The 25624-nt window shown below is 49.9% G+C and carries 23 protein-coding genes and 1 tRNA gene; 16 read left to right on the forward strand and 8 right to left on the reverse strand.

Going from position 1 to position 25624, the window contains the following annotated elements:
• The 6 genes from yihA (at window position 1) to ubiA (ending at window position 5895) form a co-directional block, all read left to right on the forward strand.
• Window positions 1–624, forward strand: coding sequence for a ribosome biogenesis GTP-binding protein YihA/YsxC (gene yihA, locus KJA68_RS02705; RefSeq protein WP_213035393.1), 624 nt, complete (start codon window positions 1–3; stop codon window positions 622–624).
• Window positions 625–777: 153 nt separating this feature from the next.
• On the forward strand, window positions 778–1782 hold the full coding sequence (gene hemB / locus KJA68_RS02710; RefSeq protein WP_213035394.1) for a porphobilinogen synthase: 1005 nt from the start codon (window positions 778–780) through the stop codon (window positions 1780–1782).
• 183 nt (window positions 1783–1965) lie between these two features.
• Complete coding sequence (locus KJA68_RS02715) at window positions 1966–2355, forward strand: RidA family protein (RefSeq protein WP_213035395.1); 390 nt, start codon at window positions 1966–1968, stop codon at window positions 2353–2355.
• Between the two features lie 21 nt (window positions 2356–2376).
• Complete coding sequence (recG, locus tag KJA68_RS02720; RefSeq protein WP_213035396.1) at window positions 2377–4422, forward strand: ATP-dependent DNA helicase RecG; 2046 nt, start codon at window positions 2377–2379, stop codon at window positions 4420–4422.
• Window positions 4415–5035: a chorismate--pyruvate lyase family protein gene (locus KJA68_RS02725; protein WP_213035397.1), complete on the forward strand. Its 621-nt coding sequence runs from the start codon at window positions 4415–4417 to the stop codon at window positions 5033–5035. Before recG ends, KJA68_RS02725 begins: the two co-directional genes overlap by 8 nt.
• The gene (ubiA, locus tag KJA68_RS02730) at window positions 5032–5895 is read left to right on the forward strand and encodes a 4-hydroxybenzoate octaprenyltransferase (RefSeq protein WP_213035398.1); all 864 of its coding nucleotides are present in this window, start codon (window positions 5032–5034) and stop codon (window positions 5893–5895) included. Before KJA68_RS02725 ends, ubiA begins: the two co-directional genes overlap by 4 nt.
• Before the next feature lie 40 nt (window positions 5896–5935).
• Here the strand turns inward: ubiA and KJA68_RS02735 are convergent, their stop codons facing one another.
• The gene (locus tag KJA68_RS02735; protein ID WP_246487038.1) at window positions 5936–6895 is read right to left on the reverse strand and encodes a magnesium and cobalt transport protein CorA; all 960 of its coding nucleotides are present in this window, start codon (window positions 6893–6895) and stop codon (window positions 5936–5938) included.
• A gap of 177 nt (window positions 6896–7072) precedes the next feature.
• Here KJA68_RS02735 and KJA68_RS02740 point away from each other — a divergent pair, with 177 nt between their 5' ends.
• Window positions 7073–7225 (forward strand): hypothetical protein, encoded by a 153-nt coding sequence (locus KJA68_RS02740; protein ID WP_213035399.1) that lies wholly within the window; start codon window positions 7073–7075, stop codon window positions 7223–7225.
• A 760-nt stretch (window positions 7226–7985) separates the two neighbouring features.
• Window positions 7986–9008 carry a murein transglycosylase A gene (gene mltA, locus KJA68_RS02745; protein ID WP_246487039.1) on the forward strand — a complete coding sequence of 341 codons (1023 nt, stop codon included), beginning with the start codon at window positions 7986–7988 and terminating at the stop codon, window positions 9006–9008.
• Between the two features lie 131 nt (window positions 9009–9139).
• On the opposite strand, the gene KJA68_RS02750 is transcribed toward mltA, so the two are convergent.
• From KJA68_RS02750 to yjgA, 6 genes are all read right to left on the reverse strand, one after another.
• Window positions 9140–9748 (reverse strand): nucleotidyltransferase family protein, encoded by a 609-nt coding sequence (locus KJA68_RS02750; protein ID WP_213035401.1) that lies wholly within the window; start codon window positions 9746–9748, stop codon window positions 9140–9142.
• A 6-nt stretch (window positions 9749–9754) separates the two neighbouring features.
• Complete coding sequence (locus KJA68_RS02755) at window positions 9755–12058, reverse strand: penicillin-binding protein 1A (protein WP_213035402.1); 2304 nt, start codon at window positions 12056–12058, stop codon at window positions 9755–9757.
• A 424-nt stretch (window positions 12059–12482) separates the two neighbouring features.
• On the reverse strand, window positions 12483–13499 hold the full coding sequence (locus tag KJA68_RS02760; RefSeq protein ID WP_213035403.1) for a quinone-dependent dihydroorotate dehydrogenase: 1017 nt from the start codon (window positions 13497–13499) through the stop codon (window positions 12483–12485).
• A 1-nt stretch (window position 13500) separates the two neighbouring features.
• On the reverse strand, window positions 13501–14235 hold the full coding sequence (locus KJA68_RS02765) for an arginyltransferase (RefSeq protein WP_213035404.1): 735 nt from the start codon (window positions 14233–14235) through the stop codon (window positions 13501–13503).
• Window positions 14219–14926 carry a leucyl/phenylalanyl-tRNA--protein transferase gene (aat, locus tag KJA68_RS02770; protein ID WP_213035405.1) on the reverse strand — a complete coding sequence of 236 codons (708 nt, stop codon included), beginning with the start codon at window positions 14924–14926 and terminating at the stop codon, window positions 14219–14221. The genes KJA68_RS02765 and aat overlap by 17 nt, the downstream gene beginning before the upstream one ends.
• A gap of 145 nt (window positions 14927–15071) precedes the next feature.
• On the reverse strand, window positions 15072–15659 hold the full coding sequence (gene yjgA / locus KJA68_RS02775) for a ribosome biogenesis factor YjgA (RefSeq protein ID WP_246487040.1): 588 nt from the start codon (window positions 15657–15659) through the stop codon (window positions 15072–15074).
• Window positions 15660–15675: 16 nt separating this feature from the next.
• On the opposite strand from yjgA, the gene pmbA reads away from it, so the two are divergent.
• Window positions 15676–17031: a metalloprotease PmbA gene (gene pmbA, locus KJA68_RS02780; RefSeq protein WP_213035406.1), complete on the forward strand. Its 1356-nt coding sequence runs from the start codon at window positions 15676–15678 to the stop codon at window positions 17029–17031.
• A gap of 7 nt (window positions 17032–17038) precedes the next feature.
• Here pmbA and KJA68_RS02785 read toward each other — a convergent pair whose 3' ends face one another.
• Window positions 17039–17272, reverse strand: a complete 234-nt coding sequence (locus KJA68_RS02785) for a hypothetical protein (RefSeq protein ID WP_213035407.1) — start codon at window positions 17270–17272, stop codon at window positions 17039–17041.
• On the opposite strand from KJA68_RS02785, the gene hrpA reads away from it, so the two are divergent.
• From hrpA to KJA68_RS02820, 7 genes are all read left to right on the forward strand, one after another.
• On the forward strand, window positions 17272–21036 hold the full coding sequence (gene hrpA, locus KJA68_RS02790) for an ATP-dependent RNA helicase HrpA (protein WP_213035408.1): 3765 nt from the start codon (window positions 17272–17274) through the stop codon (window positions 21034–21036). The genes KJA68_RS02785 and hrpA overlap by 1 nt on opposite strands.
• Before the next feature lie 170 nt (window positions 21037–21206).
• The gene (locus KJA68_RS02795) at window positions 21207–21464 is read left to right on the forward strand and encodes a hypothetical protein (RefSeq protein WP_213035409.1); all 258 of its coding nucleotides are present in this window, start codon (window positions 21207–21209) and stop codon (window positions 21462–21464) included.
• A gap of 21 nt (window positions 21465–21485) precedes the next feature.
• The gene (locus KJA68_RS02800; protein ID WP_213035410.1) at window positions 21486–22655 is read left to right on the forward strand and encodes a patatin-like phospholipase family protein; all 1170 of its coding nucleotides are present in this window, start codon (window positions 21486–21488) and stop codon (window positions 22653–22655) included.
• A 34-nt stretch (window positions 22656–22689) separates the two neighbouring features.
• Window positions 22690–23679 carry a biotin--[acetyl-CoA-carboxylase] ligase gene (locus KJA68_RS02805; protein ID WP_213035411.1) on the forward strand — a complete coding sequence of 330 codons (990 nt, stop codon included), beginning with the start codon at window positions 22690–22692 and terminating at the stop codon, window positions 23677–23679.
• Entirely contained in the window at window positions 23676–24407 is a 732-nt protein-coding gene (locus KJA68_RS02810; protein ID WP_213035412.1) for a type III pantothenate kinase, read from the forward strand. The genes KJA68_RS02805 and KJA68_RS02810 overlap by 4 nt, the downstream gene beginning before the upstream one ends.
• Window positions 24408–24496: 89 nt before the next feature.
• A complete protein-coding gene (locus KJA68_RS02815; protein ID WP_213035413.1) occupies window positions 24497–25078 on the forward strand; it encodes an SPOR domain-containing protein in 582 nt (193 codons plus the stop codon).
• A gap of 317 nt (window positions 25079–25395) precedes the next feature.
• Window positions 25396–25472 (forward strand) — tRNA-Met (locus tag KJA68_RS02820).
• Window positions 25473–25624: the final 152 nt, after the last annotated feature.

Genomic DNA, 25624 nt, shown 5'->3' on the forward strand with positions numbered 1-25624 from the left:
ATGGGAATTTTTTCAAGCGCAGCATTTTTTACTACCGTTAATCAATTACGCGATTTGCCCATTCACATGGGTAAGGAAGTGGCCTTCGCCGGGCGCTCAAATGCAGGGAAATCCAGTGCCATCAATACGCTAACTAATCAGGTGCGTCTGGCGTATACCAGTAAAACTCCAGGACGTACGCAGCATCTGAACTATTTTGATTTGGGCGAGAATCGATTTCTGGTGGATTTGCCGGGTTATGGTTATGCTAAAGTACCTCCAGGAATAAAATCGCACTGGGAAGCATTGCTGAGCGGATATATCCAGACGCGTAGGTCATTATGCGGGCTGGTTGTCATAATGGATGCACGGCATCCTCTTACCCAGTTGGATGAACAAATGCTGGAGTGGCTTAAACCTACTGGCAAGCCTGTACATGTGCTGCTGTCCAAATCAGACAAACTAAGCCGCCAGCAGGCTTCTCTAACCTTGGACCGGGTTCGACTGCACCTCGCAAAATTTTTTCCATTTTGTTCGGTTCAGCTATTTTCCAGCCTGAAAAAAACAGGCATGGATGAAGCGGAAGAAGTTATTGCCAGTTGGTTTTCTGCTGATTTCCAGACAAAAAAAACCCCTGGTCAATAAAGTAAAGACCAGGGGCGTAAATGCCTTGACTTTTAAGTCAAAACACCCCGCTCAGGGAGGAAAAGCGGGAGACGACATTGCATCATCTGCAACATAAGATGAAACAATAATGAAAGAGTTCCAACGCAAATAAAAAATTTTGGACTTTAATCTATGCATATACTTGGACAATTCCCACACAAACGGATGCGACGCATGCGTCGTGACCCATTTTCCCGCGCCCTGATGCGAGAGCATGAGCTGACTGCTTCAGATCTGATTTACCCAGTATTTGTATTGGACGGTGCGAACCGTGAAGAAGCGGTGGCATCCATGCCAGGGGTTCAGCGCCAAACCCTAGACAGACTACTGGTACAAGCCGAGGAATGCGTCAAGCTGGGCATACCCGTACTCGCGTTATTTCCTGTAATAGACGCGGCTCTAAAAACAGAGGATGCACGCGAAGCGCTGAATCCGGATGGTCTCGTACCACGTGTGGTAGCCACGCTCAAACGGCATTTTCCTGAACTGGGCCTGATGACGGATATTGCCCTTGACCCGTATACCAGTCACGGACAAGACGGTCTGATCGATCATCACGGCTATGTTTTGAACGACGAAACTGTCAGTATGCTGGCTCAGCAGGCACAAATCCACGCGCATGCCGGCGCTGACGTGGTCGCCCCTTCGGATATGATGGACGGACGCATTGCGGCTATACGGGTAGCCCTTGACCGCAAGGGCTGCAATCACACCCGGATCATGGCATACTCAGCCAAATATGCATCCAGCTTCTACGGGCCATTTCGAGATGCAGTAGGCTCCAGCGCAAATCTGGGCACAAGTAACAAATATACTTACCAGATGGATCCTGCAAACTCGGATGAAGCGCTATGGGAGGTGGGCCTGGATTTACAGGAAGGAGCGGACATGGTAATGGTCAAACCAGGCATGCCTTATCTGGACATCGTTCATCGCATCAAGAGCGAATTCAAGACTCCCACATTCGTCTATCAGGTAAGTGGTGAATATGCCATGCTAAAGGCAGCTTCACAAAATGGCTGGCTGAACGAACAGGCTTGCGTACTAGAATCCCTCCTTTCGTTCAAGCGGGCTGGCGCAGATGGTATTCTGACGTATTTTGCACTCGATGCAGCACGATGGTTAAAACAAAGATAACTTGCAGGAAGGGTTTCGTGCCGCTCCGGTGCAAACTCAAAAAACCGCTTTCAGGCGCAAGGATTGTTTGGTTTGAATATATTATGGATTCCTTGCTATCTGGGTACAATCAAACCAAATTTTATTGCTCCCATCATATTTGATACCCACTAATTCATGTCCAGCAATATTCAGGAGAGGCAAATGAATCCAAATAAAAAAATCATCCAAACCCTTGACGCACCAGCCGCAATCGGCATCTACTCCCAAGCTGTTTGCATCGGGGGTATGGTCTATTTATCTGGCCAGATCGGATTGAATCCCGAGTCCATGCAGATGGAAGAAGGCATAGAAGCCCAGATCCATCGGGTATTTCAAAATCTCCGCGCAGTAGCTGATGCTGCCGGTGGCAGCCTGAACGATATGGTAAAACTTAATGTTTACATAACCAGCATGGACAACTTCGTCAAAGTGAATGAAATCATGACAACATATTTTCAGCACCCCTATCCAGCGCGAGCAGTCGTAGGAGTAGCGGCATTACCACGTAACGCATTAGTAGAAATGGATGGCATATTATGTATTCAGGGCTAGGTTACCTGCTTTGTGCTACCAATGAAATGCAGTCTTTCAAACCTGTTTCCCGGCAGCACTCCTTCGATCACGCTGGCCAAGTTTAAAAAACTTGGGATTCACAACCGCTTTGACCTGGTATTGCATTTACCATCACGCTACGAGGATGAAACCCGTATTTCGCAAATCAGCGAACTGAAGCAGGGAACAAGCGCACATGTTGAAGGTACAATCATCTACAGCGAGGTCACGTTCCGGCCGCGCCTCAGCCTAATATGTCAATTGCAGGACCACAGTGGCATAGTGCACCTCCGGTTTCTGAATTTCTATCCAACCCAGCAAAAACAGCTCAAGGTAGGACAAAGAATCCGCGCCCTGGGAGAGGTACGGGCCGGATATTGGGGCATGGAAATGGTACATCCAAAATGCCGCAGCGTGGTCAACAGCACACCCTTAAAACAAACCCTTACACCTGTATATCCCACGACCGCTGGCCTGCAACAAACAACCCTGCACAGGCATATTCAAGCCGCCCTGAACGATATTGAACTATCAGAAACCCTCCCGAAAAATCTGCTCAGCCGCTTGAAACTGTCCGGCTTTGCCGATAGCATACACTTACTGCATAATCCTCCTCCCGATACAGATAAAGATACATTGATTGGACGCATTCATCCCGCCTGGCAACGAATCAAATTTGATGAATTGCTGGCGCAGCAACTTTCCATGCGGGTGCATTACCGCCAGCGGCTCAACCGCAATGCACCACGTTTGAAGGCACTCGGTCACCTTACCCGGCAACTGCTGCGGGCTTTACCCTTTAGCCTGACTACTGCTCAGCAGAATACCTACCTGGAAATCAGCCATGATCTTGAGCAGCCCTACCCAATGCAACGCCTGCTTCAAGGTGACGTAGGGAGCGGGAAGACTATCGTTGCACTACTTGCTGCATTGCAAGCAATAGAAAACGGTTATCAGGTGGCATTGATGGCTCCCACGGAAATCCTTGCCGAACAGCACTATCATAAATTGTGCAATTGGCTGTTTCCCCTTGGCATCAGCCCTGCATGGCTTTCCGGAAGCTTAAGAAAAAAGGAAAAACAGGAAGCCCTGAATAAAATTGCGCAAGGCGGTACACAACTGGCTATCGGTACACATGCACTATTCCAAAATCAAGTCCTGTTCCCCAATTTAGGCTTGATTATCGTGGATGAACAGCATAAATTCGGTGTGCAGCAACGATTATCACTCCGTAACAAGGGAGGAGAACCCCACCAGTTGATGATGAGCGCAACGCCTATTCCCCGAACCTTGGCAATGAGCTACTACACTGATCTCGACATCTCAGTAATAGATGAATTGCCGCCAGGACGCACCCCTGTCATCACCAAGCTTGTGCATGACAACAGGCGCGATGAAGTACTGGAACGCATTCATCAGGCTTGTCTTTCAGGACAGCAAGCCTATTGGATATGCCCGCTGATTGATGGATCAGACACATTGGAACTGCAGACCGTTCTGGAAACACACCAGCACCTGGTTCAAGCGCTTCCTGATCTGCGTGTAGACCTGATTCATGGGAAGCTGGATGCTGCCAATAAAACCCGTTCAATGACTGCATTCAAAATGGGGGAGACCCATCTCCTCATTGCAACCACTGTGATCGAAGTAGGAGTGGATGTACCCAATGCCAGCATCATGGTAATCGAACATGCTGAAAGAATGGGGCTTGCCCAGCTGCACCAGTTGCGTGGACGCATAGGGCGCGGTACTACACAAAGCCTATGCATATTGCTGTTTCAGGAGCCGCTTTCTGAATTAGCACGGGCACGCCTGAAAATCATATACGAAAATACTGATGGTTTCGAAATTGCCCGACAGGATTTAAATTTGCGCGGCCCTGGGGAATTATTGGGTGCACGCCAGCATGGAATTCCCATGCTGCGCTTTGCCGATATCACGCAAGATACTGCCTTACTCCAGTGCGCGCGAACAATTGCTGACGAAATGCTATGCAACTTTCAACAGGAAGCACGTGCCCACTTACAACGCTGGGTGTCAAACAAGCAAGATTATCTGTATGTCTGATATTTATGTAACAAACAGTGAACCTGTACACCACGTTTTCCGCAAGCGTGCAAAAATCAATCGCAAGGAAAAATCCATTTCCCACATCGAAACCTGGCATACCATTCTACCGGTTATTGACAGGCCATATGCACATTGGTTGCGCACACAAGGATCCCTTACTTTACGCATACAGGAACGTTGCGATAAATTTACCGTACATAACGTGCAAAATTGCATGGCATCCGCCACATACGATGAAGCGATACTTCTTGGCTTACCCGCCCGGCAAAAAATATATACCCGTGAGGTTTTCCTGTATGCGGATGATCTCCCTGTCGTATATGCGCATAGCGTAGTTACGGCGCAACATCTACGGGGCCCATGGCATGCGCTGCGGCACTTGGGCAGTCGCCCACTTGGAGAATTACTGTTTGCACACCCATTAGTGCAACGCTCTGCTCTACATTTTCACGCAACCAGACCCAACCATCCGCTATATCAACGAGCCATTAGTGCCCTGAATATTCTGCCCCAAAAACTATGGGCCAGGCGCTCATTATTCATTCTTCACCGCGCCCCATTATTGGTTACTGAAATTTTTTTACCAGACATCCTCAATCTAAAGAAATGACCTTATCCAGGCGAATCAATTTATATATCCAGCTGACAAGGCTCAACCGCCCCATCGGGATTCTGCTGCTGCTATGGCCTACACTATGGGGAATATGGATATCGGGTAATGGTCAACCGGACTGGAATATTGTCGCCATTTTTGTATTCGGAACTATTTTAATGCGATCAGCTGGCTGTGTGATCAATGATTATGCAGACCGGAATTTCGATAAACATGTAGAACGCACAAAAGACCGCCCCCTTACCAATGGGCAGCTTGCACCCAAGGAGGCGCTATGGCTCGCGGCTGGATTATCGTTTCTTGCCTTTCTATTAATTTTACCACTCAATAAACTCACACTACTCTTGTCTATACCGGCCCTGTTTCTTGCTGCCAGTTACCCCTATACCAAACGTTATTTGGCCATTCCCCAAGCATACCTTGGCATAGCTTTCGGATTCGGCATCCCGATGGCTTTTGCAGCGCAACTTGGCAGCATTCCAGATATTGCGTGGTGGTTAATGATCGCCAATATGTTTTGGGCGATCGCTTATGACACCGAATATGCAATGGTAGACCGAGACGACGACATTCTCATCGGCATCCATTCCTCCGCGCTTTTTTTCGGCAAATACGATATTACTGCAATAATGCTCTGTTATAGTTCCACACTAGCTATCCTAACCGTTATAGGCAGCATGCTAAAACTGGGAATGCTCTACTACTGCGGCTTGCTATTCGCTGCAGGCATTGCGATCTATCACTACATCCTGATCCGGCATCGCTACCGCGAAGCTTGCTTCAAAGCGTTCTTGCACAATAACTGGTTTGGGGCTGCAATATTTATCGGTATTGTTCTAGGTTATTTCAAATCATAAACGGGATGAATCCCCTTGAATAACCAAATTTTATAACACCCTATTTCAACCAGTTCTTTTTATAGAAAACCCAGAACGGTACTGCCGAGGACAGCAACATCAATAGTAATGCAAAAGGGTACCCTAGTTCCCAGCTGAACTCGGGGACATGCTTGAAGTTCATGCCATAGATGGATGCAATAAGCACGGGTGGCAACAATGCCACTGATGCCACTGAAAACAGTCGCACCACCTTGTTTTGGTTTACATTGATAAAACTGATAGTTGCATCCATCAAAAAGTTAATCTTATCAAACAGAAAGCTGGTGTGCCCATCCAAAGAATCGATATCCCGAATGATCTGACGCACGTCTTTAAGCTGCGTCAAAGTGAACAATTTACTGCGCATCAAAAAAGAAATTGCCCGGCGAGTATCCATCAAATTACGGCGAATCCGCCCATTGAGATGTTCAGCGTGCGCAATGCTGACTAATACAGAGGCAGCATGTTTATTGCTGAGCCTGGAATTCAGAACCTTGCTGCTCACCTCCCCTAGCTCGCCATACACCTCTTCCAGTGCATCGGCAGAAATCTCGACATCCATGGAATACAGATCAATCAGTACATCCTTGCAGTCTGTTAAATCACTTACCCCATGGTTGACCATACGCATTTGATAAAACACGGGTAAATCTTCCTCATGTACGCTGAACAGAATATTGGCAAACAGCACAAAAGCCACAGTGACACTACGTGAACGGCTTTCTTTACCAAGCAGAAAATCCGAGCGCAAATGCACCTCATCATTCTCCTTGTAAAATCTTGCACTTGCCTCTATATCACGCAGATGCTCAGGTCTAGGCAAAGATAAATTATAGGTCCGTTTTATCCATTCCCGCTCCTCATCATTAGGTGCCACAATATCAATCCATACCGGAAAATCAGGATTGCGACCAATCGTTTCATCCAGATAAATTTTATTCAGGCTACCATTACTGAGTCCATAGGCATGAATCATCATCTTTTCCCTGTATTGACTACATGACAAACTTGGCAGGCCACCGCTCTTCTGGTATTTATCGTGCCCAATATCATTATTATCAATTGTAAATTGACCACATTTTATGACAACTTGGCGCCGAAAAATCCCTATCTGAAAAAATGTCAGATTGCTACAGAACCATGAACCTCACACTTCATGGCTGACCGGCTTCCCAAAGAGAGTGCCGGCAAATCCCAGAACAGCCGCTTCATCCACAATCCTTTCAATGCAACAATCCACTTTCCCGGCTGCGACCCCAAGCAAACTGTACGCACACCAGAACATCTGGAACAATTATCTATTTTTTAATTATGTATCTTTCTCCGGCCAGGGGCATCACCCCCATGAACCTGCTGCCCGATCTACTCAAATCTGGCAACTCCCCATAATTCTTTTCTATCCCCGTCCCAATTCATGACACCATTGAAAAGCTGGCTGCCTCAAATCAGACGATTCAACGATACCGCATAGACATTAAGAAAATAGACTGTAAGACCATCCAATCCACAGGCCAAGTTTGCAAGAAACGGGTAAAATTCAGGGCACATGAAATACACCATTGACTATTCTAAATCGCGTGGGGGATTGCCAATCAATCATGCAGTCCATGAATTTATGCCAACCATATTCAATGGGCCCTTTGCGAAATATGATTTCGAGAATGTTTAAGAGATTCCACCCCAAGTTTCTTTATCCGGTCATTCAGGCTACGTTCCAAATCATCAAAAAGGATACGAAACAAGCACCATAATATGGAGGCAACCTACCCTATGCTTGCCAGGCATGGACCACCTTGAATGCTTTCTCAAAAGCATTCGCATAAACATAATCCAATACAAAAAATCTTTAACACCGAACCATGAACCCTCTTGAGATCATAGAAAACAGAAACAGACTGGCCCTGATACTGACATTATTCCTCTCTGCCTGTTCCACTCCCCCCCCAAAGGTACCCGCACCTCAACCGGCTGAACCACCTCCCAAAGTGACCCAAGTTCCCATCCAGGAACCACCTGCTCCATTATTTCAAGAATCCCCTGCCCCATTATTTACAGTCAGCAAATGGGAAATGTTGCCAGACTGGGGAACGACAGACCTGACCCCGACCAAGCCAGCCTTTATGCAAAGCTGTCGTGTACTGAAAAATAAACCTCACTGGAAAGAAGTGTGCGCTCGAGCCGAAAAGCTGGAAAAAAATGATAATGCTACCCTGCATGCATTTTATGAAGAATGGTTTACTCCTTATCAAGTACGTAATCCTGATGGCAGCGAACTTGGAGTCATCACCGGATATTATGAGCCTTTACTCAAGGGAAGCCGCACCAAAACACCGCAGTTCAAGTTTCCTTTATATGCCGCGCCAATTGACCTGCTTGCGATTGACCTGGCTAATGCATATCCGCAACTCAAAGGTCTGCGATTGCGCGGACGCTTACAGGATAAACGCATCGTACCTTACTACAGCCGTGCAGAAATTAATCATGAAACCAGTCCGCTTACAGGACAGGAATTGTTCTGGGCGGATAATGCAGTTGATCTTTTCTTCCTGCAGATCCAGGGTTCTGGGCGCGTTGAACTACCGGACGGCAGACAAATGAAAGTCGGGTATGCGGATCAGAACGGTCATCCCTATGTATCTATCGGCAAAAAACTGGTTGATTCAGGCGCACTAAAACTAGAAGAAGCTTCCATGCAAGGTATTAAGTCATGGGCTGAAAAACATCCGGATCAAATAGATTCACTGCTTAAACAGAATCCAAGTTACGTCTTTCTGAGGGAATTACCGGACAATACCCCGGCGCCACTGGGTGCACTGGGCGTACCGCTCACCAGTGAATACAGCATTGCCATCGACCCGCGCACCATTCCACTGGGAACGCCTGTCTTCCTCTCTACCACCTATCCGAACGATAGCGCACCGCTGAATCGCCTGGTTTTAGCCCAGGACACTGGAGGCGCCATTAAGGGTGCGGTACGTGCAGATTTTTTCTGGGGTTTCGGAGAATCTGCTGCCATCCAAGCAGGAAAAATGAAACAACAGGGTCGGTTATGGGTTCTGTTCCCCAGAGGAGGGGAGCCGATATTGAATTAAGAATTCATTCTGACTCAAAAATCAAAAGTATTATCCAGCAGGCATCTTTGAGAAAATGCCTGCTGGATAATCATAACCTGCAATTTCAAAATCGATCCGGATCATTAGCGGTCGGCAACTCTGCAAAACAACTACCCGCCTTCCAAATGCGCTTCCAATAACTGCTTCACCGCCCCCATATCAGCATATTTCCCCGTCCTGTAGCTACCACTATGCCTTGCGCTCTCAGGCAGAACCGCAATATGCACCGGCACACCGGTTTCAGTCCTTATCATAAAACTGGGTACATCTTTCTGTTTGCCCGTCAAATGCGCATCCCATACTCCCCCTTCGAAAGACAGATTATGGTTGAGCAAAAACATCATCAAAGCTTTTTCGTCATCGGAAAAAATTAAAAGATTAATATCGGATTGCTCTCCTGCCGTACCATCCAACACGGAACCGGTAAGAAAAGGATGGAACTGCTTCAATAAATGCATCGTGGCAAATGCCTGCTGGCGTAATTGATACAGGACAAGCGGATAGCTTTCACTTTGATACAATGCACGGAAGCTGCGCAAGGCCATTTCGATTTCATTATTGCTAGGCAAATGCTGTGTATCTGCAATTCCTTTCTGTTTGGCAGCCTTACGCTTAGCGAATGCATAATCCGTTATGCCTCCTTCAGCCATTAAACGCGCAGCATCATAAGCAAGCTGCTCTCGCATCAGGTCACGCCGATGTAAATGATCTTTGCTCATGTAAATTTAAAATAAGCGATTCATTATGTTTTCCATAAGCGAATTCAGCGGTGGAAAAGCAGGTTGTTCCTGCGGCAGATTTTCCTGGTAAAAATATTCAACCTTTTCCCCATTCTCGTCCGGGAAACCATCATTATTGATACGTGCAGCGACCATATTTTCCGGCATCGTGTAAGCAATTTCAGGGGAATTTTTAAGAATTTTCCCCATATAATCCATCCACATGGGTAGTGCCGCGCCGCCACCGGTTTCCCGGCCGCCCAGACTGCGCGGATTATCAAAACCCATCCAGGCAATCCCAACTACTGTCGGATGAAAACCACAAAACCAGGCATCCATCGAATCATTTGTCGTTCCGGTCTTACCCGCTAAATCGTTACGTCCCAGTTTCATGGCAGGAAAACCCGTTCCGTGCCGTACCACATCCTGCATCATGGTTACCATGGTAAATGCATTTCGTACATCCAAGACCTGCTGGGCAGTGTCTCCGGCTGGAACTGGTGCAGCCTGATACAGCACATTACCACTGCCATCTTCAATACGCTGAATAAAGTAAGGTGGAATGCGGTATCCTCCGTTGGCAAAAACGGAATACCCCGTCAGCATTTGCATCGGGGTAACCGAACCTGCGCCTAGTGCCATGGTCAGATATGCAGGGTGCCTGGCCGCATCAAACCCAAATTTGGTAATGAACTCCTGTGCATATTGCGGCGTAATCTTTTGCAGAATTCGAATCGAAACCATATTCTTGGATTTGACCAAGGCTTGCCTCATACGCATAGGGCCTTCATACTCTCCATCATAATTCTTTGGCTCCCATATTTCGCTACCAGTTTCTGCTGCATCAATTACCAAAGGAGTATCCTCAATAACCGTAGCAGGAGTCAGCCCCTTTTCCAGCGCAGCGGAATAAATGAAGGGCTTAAAACTTGAACCGGGTTGCCTCCAGGCCTGGGTAACATGATTGAATTGGTTACGACTAAAATCAAAGCCACCTACCAGTGCATATATTGCCCCATCACGCGGGCTCCCGGAAACGAAAGCAGCTTCAACCAGCGGCCTCTGAACAATCTTCCAGATGTTTTTCTCATTCTTCTGTACATAAATAATTGAGCCGGGACGTAAGCGCCGGTTCAGTGCAACCCGTCCGCTCAAGAAGGAGCGGACAAAATTCATTCCTTCACCACTGATATGAACAACCTGCCCCCCTTTGCTATAAGCACGGATATTTTTCGAACTTACCTCGAGCGCAACCGCGGGAATCATATCATCACTATCTGCGACATCCTGCAGAGCTTCTTCCAGCTCTTCTTCCACTTGATCCTTGTTTAAATTGATGTAACCCTCCGGCCCACGATAACCATGCCGCCGGTCATACTCCATCACACCCTTGCGAAGCGCCTCATAGGCTGCTGTTTGGTCTTTCTGTCGAATCGTTGTATAAACCTTAATCCCTTGGGTATAAATGGCATCCTGATAGCGCTTGAATACTTCTTGCCGAACCATTTCTGCCAGATAATCTGCTTTGCCTGAAAACTCCTGATAACTACGCTTAACTGCAACCGGTTGATGCAGTGCTGCTTCATGCTGCTCGGCGGTAATGAAACCCAATTCATTCATTCGACGCAAAACATATGCCTGACGAAGTTTGGCGCGCTTAAAGTTGACCACCGGATTGTAAACGGACGGGGCCTTCGGAAGCCCCGCCAGCATTGCAATCTCCGGCAGATTTAGCTGATCCAGCCTTTTACCGAAATAACCCTGCGCAGCCGCTGCAAAACCGTAGGCACGCTGCCCAAGATAAATATGATTGATATAAAGCTGAAGGATTTCATCCTTGCTTAAATTGTGCTCTATCTTGATGGCAAGCAATACCTCATTAAATTTACGTGATAATTTTTTCTCTCTTGTCAGAAAAAAATTGCGGGCTACCTGCATGGTAATTGTGCTGGCACCCTGCTTGGCGCCCCCGGAAGTAAAATTGTACAAAGTAGCACGCAACACCCCTATGTAATCTACACCTCCATGTTCATAAAATCGGTCATCTTCCGCTGCAAGTACGGCTTTTTTCATCAGATCAGGAACAGCATCAATCTTCACGAGCGCACGACGCTCCTCACCAAACTCCCCAATCAGAACACCCTCCGCACTATAAACACGTAATGGAATTTTAGGCCGGTAATCTGTCAAGGCTTCAAGCGAAGGCAATTTTGGGTACATTACCATTGCCGCAAACACCAGTAGCAGCAATGGCGTAACAATGAGAGCAATGCCAGTTATAGCAGAATAAAACCACCAGCGCGAAGTCATTGGGTATGAGAATCCATTATGGACATAATAATATTGGAGGCTGGCAAGGGACCCTCCCCCCAGCAATATTCATGGAACACGAAAATATCATAAATCTGATAATGACCACTCCCTATCTTTGCAGATGAATCAAGCATCGGCCCAACCCACTTGACAAACAAGCCATCATGATATAGCGATTCAGATTCTTAGCTTCAACGATTTTAGAAGATATAAAAATCTTAGTGCGCAAAAACTGCAAACACAAACCACATAAACTCCCCCGCCTCAATTCATACGATCCGGGCATTACAACCCGAGAGGACAAAGCCACGAAAAACAGCATGCACCATCCAAATCAGTCATCAGTCGTAACAAACTGCAAACAGACAACGATCGATATGAATGCAAAGATTCCACGAGCATGCGTATACGGCGCTACTATTTAGAAGCGCTCAATCGCCTTGACACATTCACTAATCAACCCGGGGCCACGATAAACCAGACCACTATAAATCTGCACCAACCTTGCACCCGCTTGAATTTTTTCCACTGCATCTTCTCCTGTAAGAATCCCCCCCACGCCGATAATGGGCAGCGTTCCTTGCAGCGCAGCAGCAAGTTCACGGATTACTGCGGTAGACCGATCACGAAGCGGTGCTCCACTTAACCCGCCTTGCTCAGTGTGTTGTGAAAATTGCTCAACCCCAGTACGTGCCAGAGTTGTATTGGTAGCTATGACACCATCGATGCGATAACGTTGCAAAAGTAGCGCAATCTGACAAATTTGTTCGCTATTGAGATCAGGGGCAATTTTCAGCACCAGCGGAACATATTTTCCATGTGTGTCAGCCAGTTTTTCTTGCTCTGCCTTCAACTGCCGGAGCAGAACATCCAACTCATTACCTTCCTGCAATTGACGCAGATTTCTGGTATTGGGCGAAGAAATATTTATGGCGACATAACTTGCGTGTTGATAAACGCGGCGTAACCCGATCAGATAATCAGTAACGGCATGTTCAATCGGAGTATCAAAATTTTTACCTATGTTAATTCCGAGTATGCCCCGATATTTCGCATGCTTGACGTTTTCAACCAGAGCATCCACACCGTGATTGTTAAACCCCATACGATTAATAATACCCTCTGCCTCTCGCAATCGGAACAAACGCGGCCTGGGATTACCTTGCTGGGCCCGAGGGGTAATGGTTCCGATTTCAATGAAACCAAAACCCAATGCAGCCAGTGCATCAATATATTCACCGTTCTTGTCCAGTCCGGCAGCCAGTCCAACCTGGTTGGGGAAAGTCAGCCCCATCAATTGATGAGGATTATCCGGGGAATGGGTAGCCAACAATGGCAAAAAACCAAGCCGGTAGGTCAACTGTAGTGTTTGAAGCGTAATATGATGGGCAGTTTCTGGGTCAAGCGAAAAAAGCAGCGGTCTGATCAGGGAATACATATCATCCCCTGTGACCGGGAAGCTCCTGCCACTTTCCCTGTACAAATCCTTGCAGCGGACGAAACCTGGCTTTATATGCCATTTTATCACTCCCTTTTACCCAGTATCCCAGATACAAATAATCCAGCTGCAGTTCAAGGCATTTGGCTATCTGCCACAGGACATTGTAAGTGCCATAGCTGGCTTGTGCCACGTTCGGTTCATAAAATGTATAAACAGAAGAAAGTCCATCATCCAGGATATCAATGATACTCACCATACGTAACACCCCGTTTTCGCGAAACTCTACCAGCGTGGAATCAACGTGGCTTTGGAGCAAAAAATTCCTGTATTGTTCTCGGTTGTCATTTTTCATGCCGCCATCCGGGTGGCGTTCCCTCTGATAACGCTGATACAGACAAAAATGCTCCTCCTTGTCCCGCAATGCATGCATCGATGTCTCAAGACCAATGTGGCGCTGCCTGGTACGGCGCTGCGTACGGTCAGGCATGAACGAGGCAACCTGAACACGGACAGGAATGCAGGTTTGACAAGCATCGCAGCTTGGCCTGTAGGTCCACGTTCCGCTGCGGCGAAACCCCTGTCGGACCAATTCCGAATACACTGTTGGAGTAATCAGCAAACTGGGAATGACGACCTGCGAACGCGCTACCCGATCCACCAGATAACTGCATGGATACGGGACCGTCAGATTCAGCTGCAGTTCCGACAACGAAATATCACGCAACAGGTTCATGTTCGAATTTCCATTTCAGAAGGGTGTCTGAACAGCGTATCAATTCCTGCAAACGGAGCATAAACTCCGACCGCGGAATTTCCCTCGCGCCAAGCGAAGCCAGATGGGGAGTATTCATCTGACAGTCGATCATGCCATAACCCCAGTTATGCAATTGTGCGGTCAGATAGGCAAGAGCAATCTTCGAAGCATCCGTAACGCGACTAAACATCGACTCGCCATAAAACATGCGGCCGATACTGATACCATACAGCCCACCCACCAGATTGCCATTCATCCAGGCCTCCACGGAATGCGCTATGCCTAAGTGATGCAGCCTGATATAGGCAGCAATCATATCTGCATGGATCCATGTCCCCGTCTGATTGCCACGTGGGGCGGCACAAGCAAGCATGACCTCCTCAAAAGCGCTATCTGTGCGAATTTCAAACTTTCTGGTGCGCAAAGTTTTGCGCAGCGAGTGCGAAATCTTAAATTCATCTGGAATCAGCACCATGCGCGGATCAGGACTCCACCAGAGAATGGGCTCCCCTTCATTGAACCAAGGGAAAATGCCCTGCCGGTAAGCATCAAGCAACCGCTCCACCGATAGACAGCCTCCTGCCGCCAGCAAACCATTGGGGCTGCGCAAAGCCTGCTCCACTGGCGGGAAAGGGGTGTCCATATCCAGAAAAACAATCTTATCCTGCATCTAGCCAACTATCTAAAAACCGTCCGAAAAAATTATCTGCAAGGTGAACCCACCCAGTTCTGGTTTTAACAGGCACGGCATTGAACTCCACCTGCCCAGAAGCTATTCCATTCCTGGATAATACGCATTCCATCCATGATCAATGTCACATGTCCGAATTCTCCTGTTCCTGCGATGGCTTCTCCGGAAAAATCTCACGCAACACCTGGAAAATTTCACGATAGCTCTTTGGCGGCTTTGCAAGTTCCTTTTCCCTGAGCGCATTCCGAATCAGCGTCCGCAACCTTTGCGCATCCGCTGCAGGATGATCGGCAAGCAATTCGGTTAAAGCAGAATCGCTTTCCAGCAGGCGATCCCTCCAGCGCTCCAGTTGGTGAAGCCAGGCAATATGCTGAACCGACTTGCCCCGCAAAGCTTCCAGCTGAGCAACAATCGGGCCGGTTTCCACCTCGCGCATCAGCTTCCCGATATATTGCATTTGTCGCCGCCGGGCGCCAAATTTATGAATACGCTTCATTTCCATGATGGCATCCAGCAAGCTATCAGGCAAATTGAACTGCTTTAACTGGTCGACACCGAGTTCTGCCAGTTGCTCACCAATCTCCTGCAAATCATGCATCTGCTTCTTGATCTTGGTTTTACTGAGAGTGATGTCTGTGTCTTCAGATTTGTAGTCGTAGCGATACATAGGTACAAAATAATAAATAGATATTGTTATGATATAACTTTCCAACGAAAGCGTTTACCTTATGAATGTAACCACCCTATCCGAACCACGTTTTTCCCACCCGGAAGATACCCTGCGCCAGATTGCCCAAGAAATGATCGAGTATGCTCGTCAGCAGGGAGCCACTGCCTCTGCGACGGAAGTATCGGACGGATTCGGCCAATCCATCACGGTACGCCAGGGCGAGGTCGAAACTATAGAATATAATCGTGACAAAGGCGTTGGAATTACCGTGTACATCGATCAGCGTCGAGGCAATGCCAGCACTTCTGATTTTGCCCCTCAGGCTATACGCGACACCGTGAATGCTGCCCTATCCATTGCCCGCCATACTGCGAGCGATGACTGTGCAGGACTGCCCGAACCGGAAATGCTGGCAAACGAATTCCCTGATCTCGATCTCTACCATCCCTGGTTGCTGGATCTGGAAAACACCATCGAGATAGCCAGGACCTGCGAACAGGCTGCATTTAGCGCCGACAAGCGTATCGAAAACTCCGAAGGCGCTACGGTAAACATTCATGAATCCCAGTTTATTTATGCCAACAGCCTGGGTTTTATTGGCGGCTACCCCACTTCTCGCCACAGCATCAGCTGTGCGGTCATCGCCGGCAAGGATCACTCCATGCAGCGGGATTACTGGTATAGCGAAGCGCGTGCCGCAAATGACCTGCTGGAAGCAGAAAAAATCGGGCAGATCGCCGCAGAACGTACCGTGCGCAGACTGAATGCGCAGAAACTCGGTACCATGCAAGTTCCCGTGCTGTTCGAAGCCCCTGTGGCCACCAGCCTGCTCGGCCATTTTGTCGGTGCAGTGAGCGGTAGCAGTCTCTATCGAAGATCCTCATTCCTGCTTGACCAACTGGGCAAACCGGTATTCTCATCAAATATCTGCATTGATGACATTCCGGATATTGCCCGCGGTCTGGCGAGCAGCCCCTTCGACAACGAAGGTGTCAAAACGCTGCGCCGCTCCATCGTTCAGGATGGCATCCTGCAGGGCTATTTTCTGGGTACCTATTCCGCGCGGAAACTGGGTATGAAGACAACCGGTAATGCCGGCGGCAATCACAACCTCATCCTTCGCCCGGGCAAGCTGGATTTCAAAGGATTGCTCACACAAATGGGACGCGGACTACTTGTCACGGAACTGCTTGGGCAGGGTGTAAATCATATCACCGGAGATTATTCACGTGGCGCTGCAGGTTTCTGGGTGGAAAACGGGGAAATCCAGTATCCGGTTGAAGAAATCACCATCGCCGGCAACCTGAAAGACATGTATACCCATATTGCTGCTGTAGGCAATGATGTGCTGGTGCAAGGATCCAGGCAGTGCGGTTCCATTTTAATTGAACACATGACGGTAGCGGGGCAATGACCGATGGCTACAGGCAAACACGCATTACACCCGGGGCCAGCAAGTCTTTGGCTCGCCCCGTAACCGGGCGCAAAATACCGATGTCCCGGCACTCTCTTGTTCCAGGCAGACATCCCTTGCCCTTCTGGCCCAGAATACAAACCTGAACAAGCTGGATGAAACCTGTATTCTCGCAGCTGCCAGCGCATTCTGGGTGCGTGATTTCTTCTGCCATACAGGATTGGGGTACAATCTCAAACAATGACTGCTCCCCTGTCCCACACCATTCACACAGAATCTCTCCCGGCGCTGCGCGCAGCACGTATCAAACATCTCACCCCAATCGAATTCCCGCCCGATCTGCCAGTGGTATTGCAACGGGAGAAACTGGAAAAAACCATAGCGGCCAATCAGGTGGTCATCGTCTGCGGAGAAACAGGTTCCGGTAAAACCACACAGCTCCCTAAAATTTGCCTGAACCTGGGGAGAGGTGTGGAGGGCATGATCGCACACACCCAGCCACGCCGCGTCGCGGCCCGGTCAGTGGCTGCCCGGATTGCACAGGAACTGAAAACCGGGTTGGGAGGACTGGTAGGCTACAAGGTACGATTCAACGATAAGGTATCCGCAGAAACCAGCATTAAATTAATGACCGACGGCATTCTTCTGGCTGAAATTCAGAATGACCGACTGCTAAAAAAATACGACACCATCATTATTGATGAAGCGCATGAGCGTAGCCTGAACATCGATTTCCTGTTGGGATACTTCAAACAACTGTTACCCCGCCGTCGCGACCTGAAGCTCATCATCACTTCTGCCACGCTGGATGCGGAACGCTTCTCACGCCATTTTGGCGACGCCCCGAGCATATCGGTCACTGGCCGGAGCTATCCGGTCGAAATACGACACCGCCCATTGCAAGAAAATGCAGAAGGCGAAATGCAGGATATTCCAGAGGCGGTCAGCGCCGCCCTTGATGAACTGGCAGCAGAGGGCTTGCGCGGTGACATTCTGGCATTCCTGCCGGGGGAACGGGAAATCCGCGAAACCGCAGAAACCTTGCGTAAGCATCATCCTGCCGGAGTGGAAATCCTGACACTGTTCTCACGCATGTCGGCTGCAGAACAGGATCGCGTATTCAGGCCGTCCGGCAAACGCCGGATCGTTCTGGCCACCAACGTTGCTGAAACCTCCCTGACGGTACCCAACATAGGCTACGTGATCGACAGCGGGCTGGCCCGCATCAACCGGTACAGCATACGCCAGAAAATCGAGCAGTTGCATATCGAGAAAATTGCGCGTGCCGCAGCCAACCAGCGCGCCGGGCGCTGCGGAAGGGTCATGAACGGGATTTGCATCCGCCTGTATGACGAGGCGGATTTCCTCTCGCGGGCAGAATATACCGATGCCGAAATCTTCCGTGTCTCCTTGGCAACCGTAATTTTACGCATGAGCTCGCTGGGGCTGGGACCGGTCGAGCAGTTTCCCTTCATCGAGCCGCCCGGATCACGATCCATTGCCGACGGCTACCAGTTACTGACGCAATTGAATGCGATCAACGAAAAACGGCAGCTAACCCCCCTGGGACGAGAACTTGCAAAACTGCCGCTCGACCCAAGAATTTCCCGCCTGCTGCTGGCCGGAAAAAAATATCAATGCCTGCAGGAAATCCTCATCATTGCCAGCGCCCTGTCCCTGCAGGACCCACGAGATCGCCCCTCCGAATGGCGCAAAGCCGCAGACGAGGCGCACCTTCGTTTTCATGACGAACGCTCCGATTTTCTGGCCTATGTAAATTTGTGGGCATGGTTCCAGAAAGCGGTAAAACATAAAAAATCCAACCGTATCTGGGCAACTGAGTGCCGCGAAAAATTTTTGTCGCCCATCCGCCTGCGCGAGTGGCACGAACTCTACCATCAGCTGCATGTCCAGGTCGCAGAAATGGGCATGCGGCTGAATGAACTGCCCGCCAGCTATGAGCAAATCCACAAGGCTCTTCTGACAGGCCTTCTGGGCAATATAGGCTGCAAAAACGTAGACCGCGAAGCTTACTACCAGGGAGCCCGCGAAATAAAATTTTTTATCATCCCCAGTTCGGCACTTGCAAAAAAACCTCCGAAATGGATTGTGGCAGCCGAATTGACCGAAACGACCAGACTGTATGCCCGCTGTGTGGCGCGCATCGAACCGGAGTGGCTGGAAGAAGTGGGAGCGCATTTGATCAAGCGCCACTATTTTGATCCACACTGGGAAAAAAAAGCGGCTCAGGTCGTTGCATTCGAACGCAGTACATTGTACGGACTGGTCATCAATCCAAAAAAACGTGTGCATTACGGCCCGATGCATGTTGCAGAATCACGGGAAATCTTTATTCGTCAGGCTTTAGTAGCCGGGGACTTGCATACCCCCGCACCCTTCTTTGCGCACAACCAGCAATTGATCCAAGAAATTGAAGCATTGGAGCACAAGGCGCGTCGGCCTGACGTGCTGGTAGATGAGGAATTGATCTTTGCATTTTACGACAGCCTCATCCCTCAGCATATACACAATGGAATCACATTCGAGGCCTGGCGCAAAGAAGCGGAACGTGGTAGTCCGCGCCTGCTGTATCTCCGGCGTGACGACCTGATGCGCCATGAGGCAGCCGGTATCACCACCGATCAATTCCCGCCGCACCTGATAATGAACAACATCCGTTATTCACTGGCCTATAATTTTTCTCCCGGGAGAAACGAGGACGGGATAAACATCACGGTTCCGCTGGCATTGATCAATCAGGTGTCCGCTCCATACTGCGAATATCTCGTTCCAGGCCTGCTGGCCGAAAAAGTAGTGCAATTGATCAAAACCTTACCACAGAAACTGCGACGCCATCTGGTACCGGTTCCGGAATTCGCCGCAAGGTTCTGTCGTGACGTACCCCCCTCGGAGGTACCGCTGCTTTCATCCTTGACACGCTACATTCGCGAACAGAAACAACTGGAAGTGCCACCCGATGCCTTCAGGCTGGAACAGTTGCCAGAACATCTGTATATGAATTTCCATGTCATCGACGAACATGGCCGCCAGCTTGGCGCATCGCGCAATTTTATCCAGCTGCGCGCCGAGCTTGCCCCCAAAGTCGCGGCAGTCGCCAAGCAGAATTCCGGCACCGGCCAGGAAATGAGGCGATTCACCCGCTGGGACCCGAAAGAAAATGGCCTTGGTGAATTTATAGAAACAACAGAAATACCCCGTGCCGGACAAACAGTTACGCTATTCAATGCGCTGGTGGATGAAGGCGACGCCGTATCCTTGCGGGCATTCGATACACGCGACGAAGCACTGACCGCCCATTGCGCCGGATTGCGGCGCTTGTTCATGCTGGCACTCAAGGAGCAGATTAAATTCCTGGAAAAAAATCTCGGTTTACAGGCCATGGCACTACAGTTTTTGCCCATTGGAAACCTCCAGGAACTCCGGCAGCAGATTTTGACAGCAGCTTTTAATCGCAGCTGTCTGGATACCCCATGGCCAACCAATGAAACCGAATTTTCTTCCCGCTGCAGCGAGGCCAAAAGCCGGTTACCGCTGATCGCACAGGAAATCGCACGGTTAGTCAGGACCATCCTTGAGGAATATCAGCTTGTGCATAAAAAAATGCTGACGACGAAATCACACACGCAAGCCACCCAGGATATCCGCACGCAGTGCGAATGGCTGCTGCACAAGGAGTTTATCGCAAACACTCCTTACGAGCGTTTACAGCACATCCCTCGCTACCTCAAGGCAATCAGCCTGCGGCTGGACAAACTACGGGCCGATGCCGCGCGTGATGCTCGCCTGCTTGCGCAAATACAACCCCTGCAGCAGGCCTGGCAACGCAAATCGGGTTCACGGAAGGACCATCAGAATCCGCGTATGGAAGAGTTTGGCTGGCTGTTACAGGAATTGAGAGTATCGCTGTTTGCCCAGGAATTGAAGACACCCGTGATTGTATCGGTAAAAAGGCTGGAAAAATTCTGGGCCACCCTATCACCCTGAACCATGCCTTCCTTCAGGAAAAGGCTGCCTGTGAAAGAAAACCGGGAAACCGGTAAGGGTCAGGTATAATTTTCACAATTCTGGTAACAGAAAGTTTCCCGTCAGGGAATTTCCGGGCTTTGCATGCTCCGCTGGCAAAAAGGCTGGCACTTACCCTTTAAGGAGGCCACATGTCGGACAGATTAAACACTCAGGAAGCCTCCATGCTTCGTGAAGAACTGGAAATATTGATGAATGAGCGTACCAGCCTGCTGCAGGTGGCAGGGGCGGCCGCTGTTCTGGTAGCCAATACCGATGCCCTCAGTCTGCCTCCGGAAGCAGCTGAAGCGGCCGAAATGCTTTCAAAATATGTGAATGACCTGCCTGAGGAAACCCTGAAAGATGCACTGGATATGGTGCATGCCGAGATTGAATCCGGAGACAGGTAAATCCCGGACGCATTCGGTCAAATGAGCCCCCCTGAAAAACTTGGCCTGATTCTGACCGGAGGAGGTGCGCGAGTCGCCTATCAGGTGGGTGTGCTCAAGGCGATTGCCGAATTTTTGCCGCGCCATGCCCACAATCCCTTTCCCATTATCTGCGGAACTTCATCCGGTTCGCTGAATGCTGCCACGCTGGCAACGAGTGCCCGATCTTTTCGCAAAGGCGTGCAACATCTTCTGGACATCTGGAAACACTCCCACGTCAACTATATTTATCGGAACGATCCGGTTGGAGTTTTCAAAAATAGTGCCCTGTGGTTTGCGGGGCTGATTTCCAGCAGCATGGGCATGGATCGATTAAGCAATGTTTCTCTGCTAAACAATACACCGATGGCGGCCATGCTGGAAACCGTGCTGCCCTATGAAAAAATCCAGGAAAATATCGATGCTGGACACCTGTATGCCCTGAGTGTCACCGCCTCGAGCTATGATTCAGGGTGCTCGGTAACTTTTTACCAGGGGGCTGAGGATATCCGGCCCTGGAAACGCGCACACCGCATGGGCATCCCTGCCACGATCGGACCCAGACATTTATTGGCTTCTTCAGCCATTCCATTTATTTTCCCCGCAGTCCTGCTGAATCATGAATATTTTGGGGATGGCTCAATGCGCCAGACAGCTCCAATCAGTTCCGCTCTGCATCTTGGCGCTACCCGCGTGCTGGTGATCAGCCTGGAGCATAAGGAAAATGAGCAATCCCACTCCGGCGATATCGCTGACTACCCTTCTCTTGCAAAAATTTCCGGTCACGTGATGGATAGCATTTTTCTCGATGGCATGAAAGGAGATCTGGAGCGCATACGCCGCATCAACCACACAATAGGCATATTACCTGAGGATGCCAGGCAGCACACCAGCTTGCGCCATATAGAAGTCCTGGTCATCAAACCCAGCCAGGCGATCGAGAAAATTGCCCAGCTTTACTCCGGGAATTTACCCTGGGCGATCCGGTTTCTGCTACGCGGGATCGGTGCCATGCGCCATAGCGGGGCAAACCTGATGAGCTACCTGTTATTCGAAAAAAATTTTTGTAATGCATTAATCGACTTGGGATATCAGGATGCGCTCCGCCAGAAGCAAGAAATACTGATGTTTTTAAACCAGCAGAAGCAACCTGCGGAAAGCCTGCAACCATGAAAATACCTGGCATGGACACCCGCCCCGAACCGGAATGAAGCCGCTTACATTTGCGCTGTTGCGTCTGCTGACGGATGAACAATATCACTCCGGGGAAATGCTGGCGCAACGCCTGGGTGTATCGCGGGCCAGTGTAAACAATGCCCTCCAGGGGATGGAAAATTATGGCCTGACATTACATAGCGTGCCTGGCCGCGGATACTGCCTGATCCATCCGCCACAATGGCTCGATATTGCATTGATTTCCCTGCATCTTGGCGCACAGTTGGATCCATTTCGAATTGAAATTTTCGACAGCCTTCCGTCCAGCAACACACTGCTGCTGCAACGTGCACAGCTTGGCGCCCCCTGCGGGACGGTGCTGGCGGTGGAATGGCAAAGCAATGGGCGAGGGAGATTTGACCGCGCATGGCATAGTGGCCTCGGCAACGCACTGACCTTCTCGCTCCTGTGGCGTTTCGATCTGGGGGTATCGGCGCTGTCCGGATTGAGCCTGGCGGTTGGAGTGGCGCTGATCCGTGCCCTGCATTCGCTTGGAATGACAGCTGCACGGCTGAAATGGCCGAATGATGTCGTGGGCAGGAACAACGAAAAACTGGCCGGCATCCTGATCGAGGCACAGGGTGACATGCTGGGACCCAGTGCGATTGTCATAGGCATCGGCCTCAACCTGTCCTTGCCAGCGCAGATTCTGCCCAGAATAAATCAGCCGGTATCCAGCCTGGCCGACCTATTTCCATGCCCGCCACCCATCCCTGTGCCGGAACGCAACTGCCTGTTTGCTTGTATTTTACGTGAGTTGCGGAGCATTCTTTCCGGGTTCGGCGAAGGCGGTTTTCCCGTGCTGCGCGAAGAGTGGGAGCATCATCATGCTTTCCATGACCAGAAGGTACGCCTGCTGTTACCGGATGGCAGCACCCGGACCGGTATTACCCGGGGGGTAAACGACGAGGGAGCACTGATTCTGGAAACGTCAGACGGGATACAGACATTGCATTCAGGGGAAATCGGCTTGCGCGCATGATGAGATTATTGCTGATTGATGCCGGAAATAGCCGAATCAAGTGGGCCACGGTAAAAGAAAACCTCTGGTCGCACCACGGCGTGCTGGACAACAGGGAAATATCCGCATTACCTGTTGCATTCGCAGATCTGCCGCCTCCAGACAGGATATTCATATCCAATGTGGCTGGCGAAGATATGGCGCAACGGTTGTGCGCAGCCTGCATTTCCTGGCCTTGCCAGGCCGAGTTCATCACCGCTCAACCCGTGCAATGCGGTGTACGTAACGGCTATGCGCACCCTGACCAGCTGGGCAGCGACCGTTGGGCCGCACTGATCGCGGCCTGGCACCAGGAACGAGCACCCTGTCTGGTGGTGAATTGCGGCACCGCAACGACCGTGGATGCACTGTCTGCCACAGGAGAATTTCTGGGCGGCCTGATCCTTCCCGGGGTAAATTTAATGCAGAACAGCCTGGCCGCAGGTACCTCCCAACTGCCACGGGCAACCGGGATATGGCGCGAATTCCCCCTCAATACGGCCGATGCCATTTTCAGTGGCTCAGTACAGGCAACGATTGGAGCCATCCAGTTGCAGCAACATGCACTGGCTGCAGCTGGAAATGTGCGCTGCCTGCTGAGTGGCGGCGCGGCGGATACCATCCAGCCGCACCTCCGGTTGCCATTCTCACGGGTGGATAATCTGGTATTGCGCGGTTTATACTTGATCAGCCAAGAAAATAATTCCTGAAGAATGAACCTGAACTGTTGGACAAGTGGGATGCCTTTTTGCAAGATGCCTGCACATTGCAACAGTCATTGATAGAAAGCGGTTTGCTCATGAAGTGGCTATTTGGGGTACTTGTTCTGATTAGCCTGGCTTTTGCTGCATTGATTCAATGGGGAGACCCCTGGACAGATCAGCACAAAAACCATGCACGCCCAGCAGGGCTGAACACGGATAAAATCCGCTTGCTGGATGCTCTTCCCCCGCCACCGGCCGACCCCTTGCCTTCCCCGGTTCCGCCTGCGGCACAAACCATGCCGGAAAAAACGGGAGCCTGCCCGGAATGTGGCAAGGCCGCCATTACCCGGCCTGCAGAGCAACCGCCCGCCTTGACTACATTAAAACTGGCAGACCAACTGCTTCAGCAGCCAGCTGAAAATCCGGTTCGATATTGGGTATACATCCCCCCAGCGCCCACCCGGGCAAAACTGGACAAAACCATTGCCGAACTCAAAAAACGCAATATCCGAAACTTTTACACTGTGCAGAAACCCGGTCCGTGGAAAAACGCGATTTCGCTGGGGGTATTCCAGAGCAGCAATTCAGCGCGCAAGGCGTTGAACCGCCTTCATGCACAGGGAATAAAAACGGCCATCATGGGCGATCTGAAACACCAGGAAGCATCTGCAGAATAAGCCGCTGAATGTTTCTCGTAGCAGACCGATTTAGCCAACCTTGCAGGTGGCAGATAAAAACCAGCCCCCTCCGCAGCAAGCCTGTATGAATCCGCGCAAGCAATCACCTATTCCCAGGGAAAACCGCGATCATGGGATGGTATCCAATCTTTCCGGCTCCATCCTCCATTTGACTTCAATCGGTATGAATCCGGCCTGAACCGGCACCTGCACTGATTGCAGCCAGCCGTGCCATTGACAAGCGACGGTAAAATCTGGAAAATATTTGATTATTCTTGGGCGCCCAGGAAATTGGGCGATTTCAGGAAGAAATTTCAGGTGATATAGCTCAGGTGGTTAGAGCGCAGCACTCATAACGCTGAGGTCGGTGGTTCAAATCCACCTATCACCACCAGTAACCGGCGACCCGCATGCATGAACACGCTGCGGGTTTTTTATTTCCCGAGGGAACCAAGTGAATTTCCCTCGACCGTACCGGTATCTTGATCTTATTACAGGGGCAATGGTAAATATCCGCCCCGGAAATTAAGGAGCTGGCATTTTCAA

The sequence above is a fragment of the Candidatus Nitrotoga fabula genome (assembly GCF_905221025.1).
Taxonomy (GTDB): Bacteria; Pseudomonadota; Gammaproteobacteria; order Burkholderiales; family Gallionellaceae; genus Nitrotoga; species Nitrotoga fabula.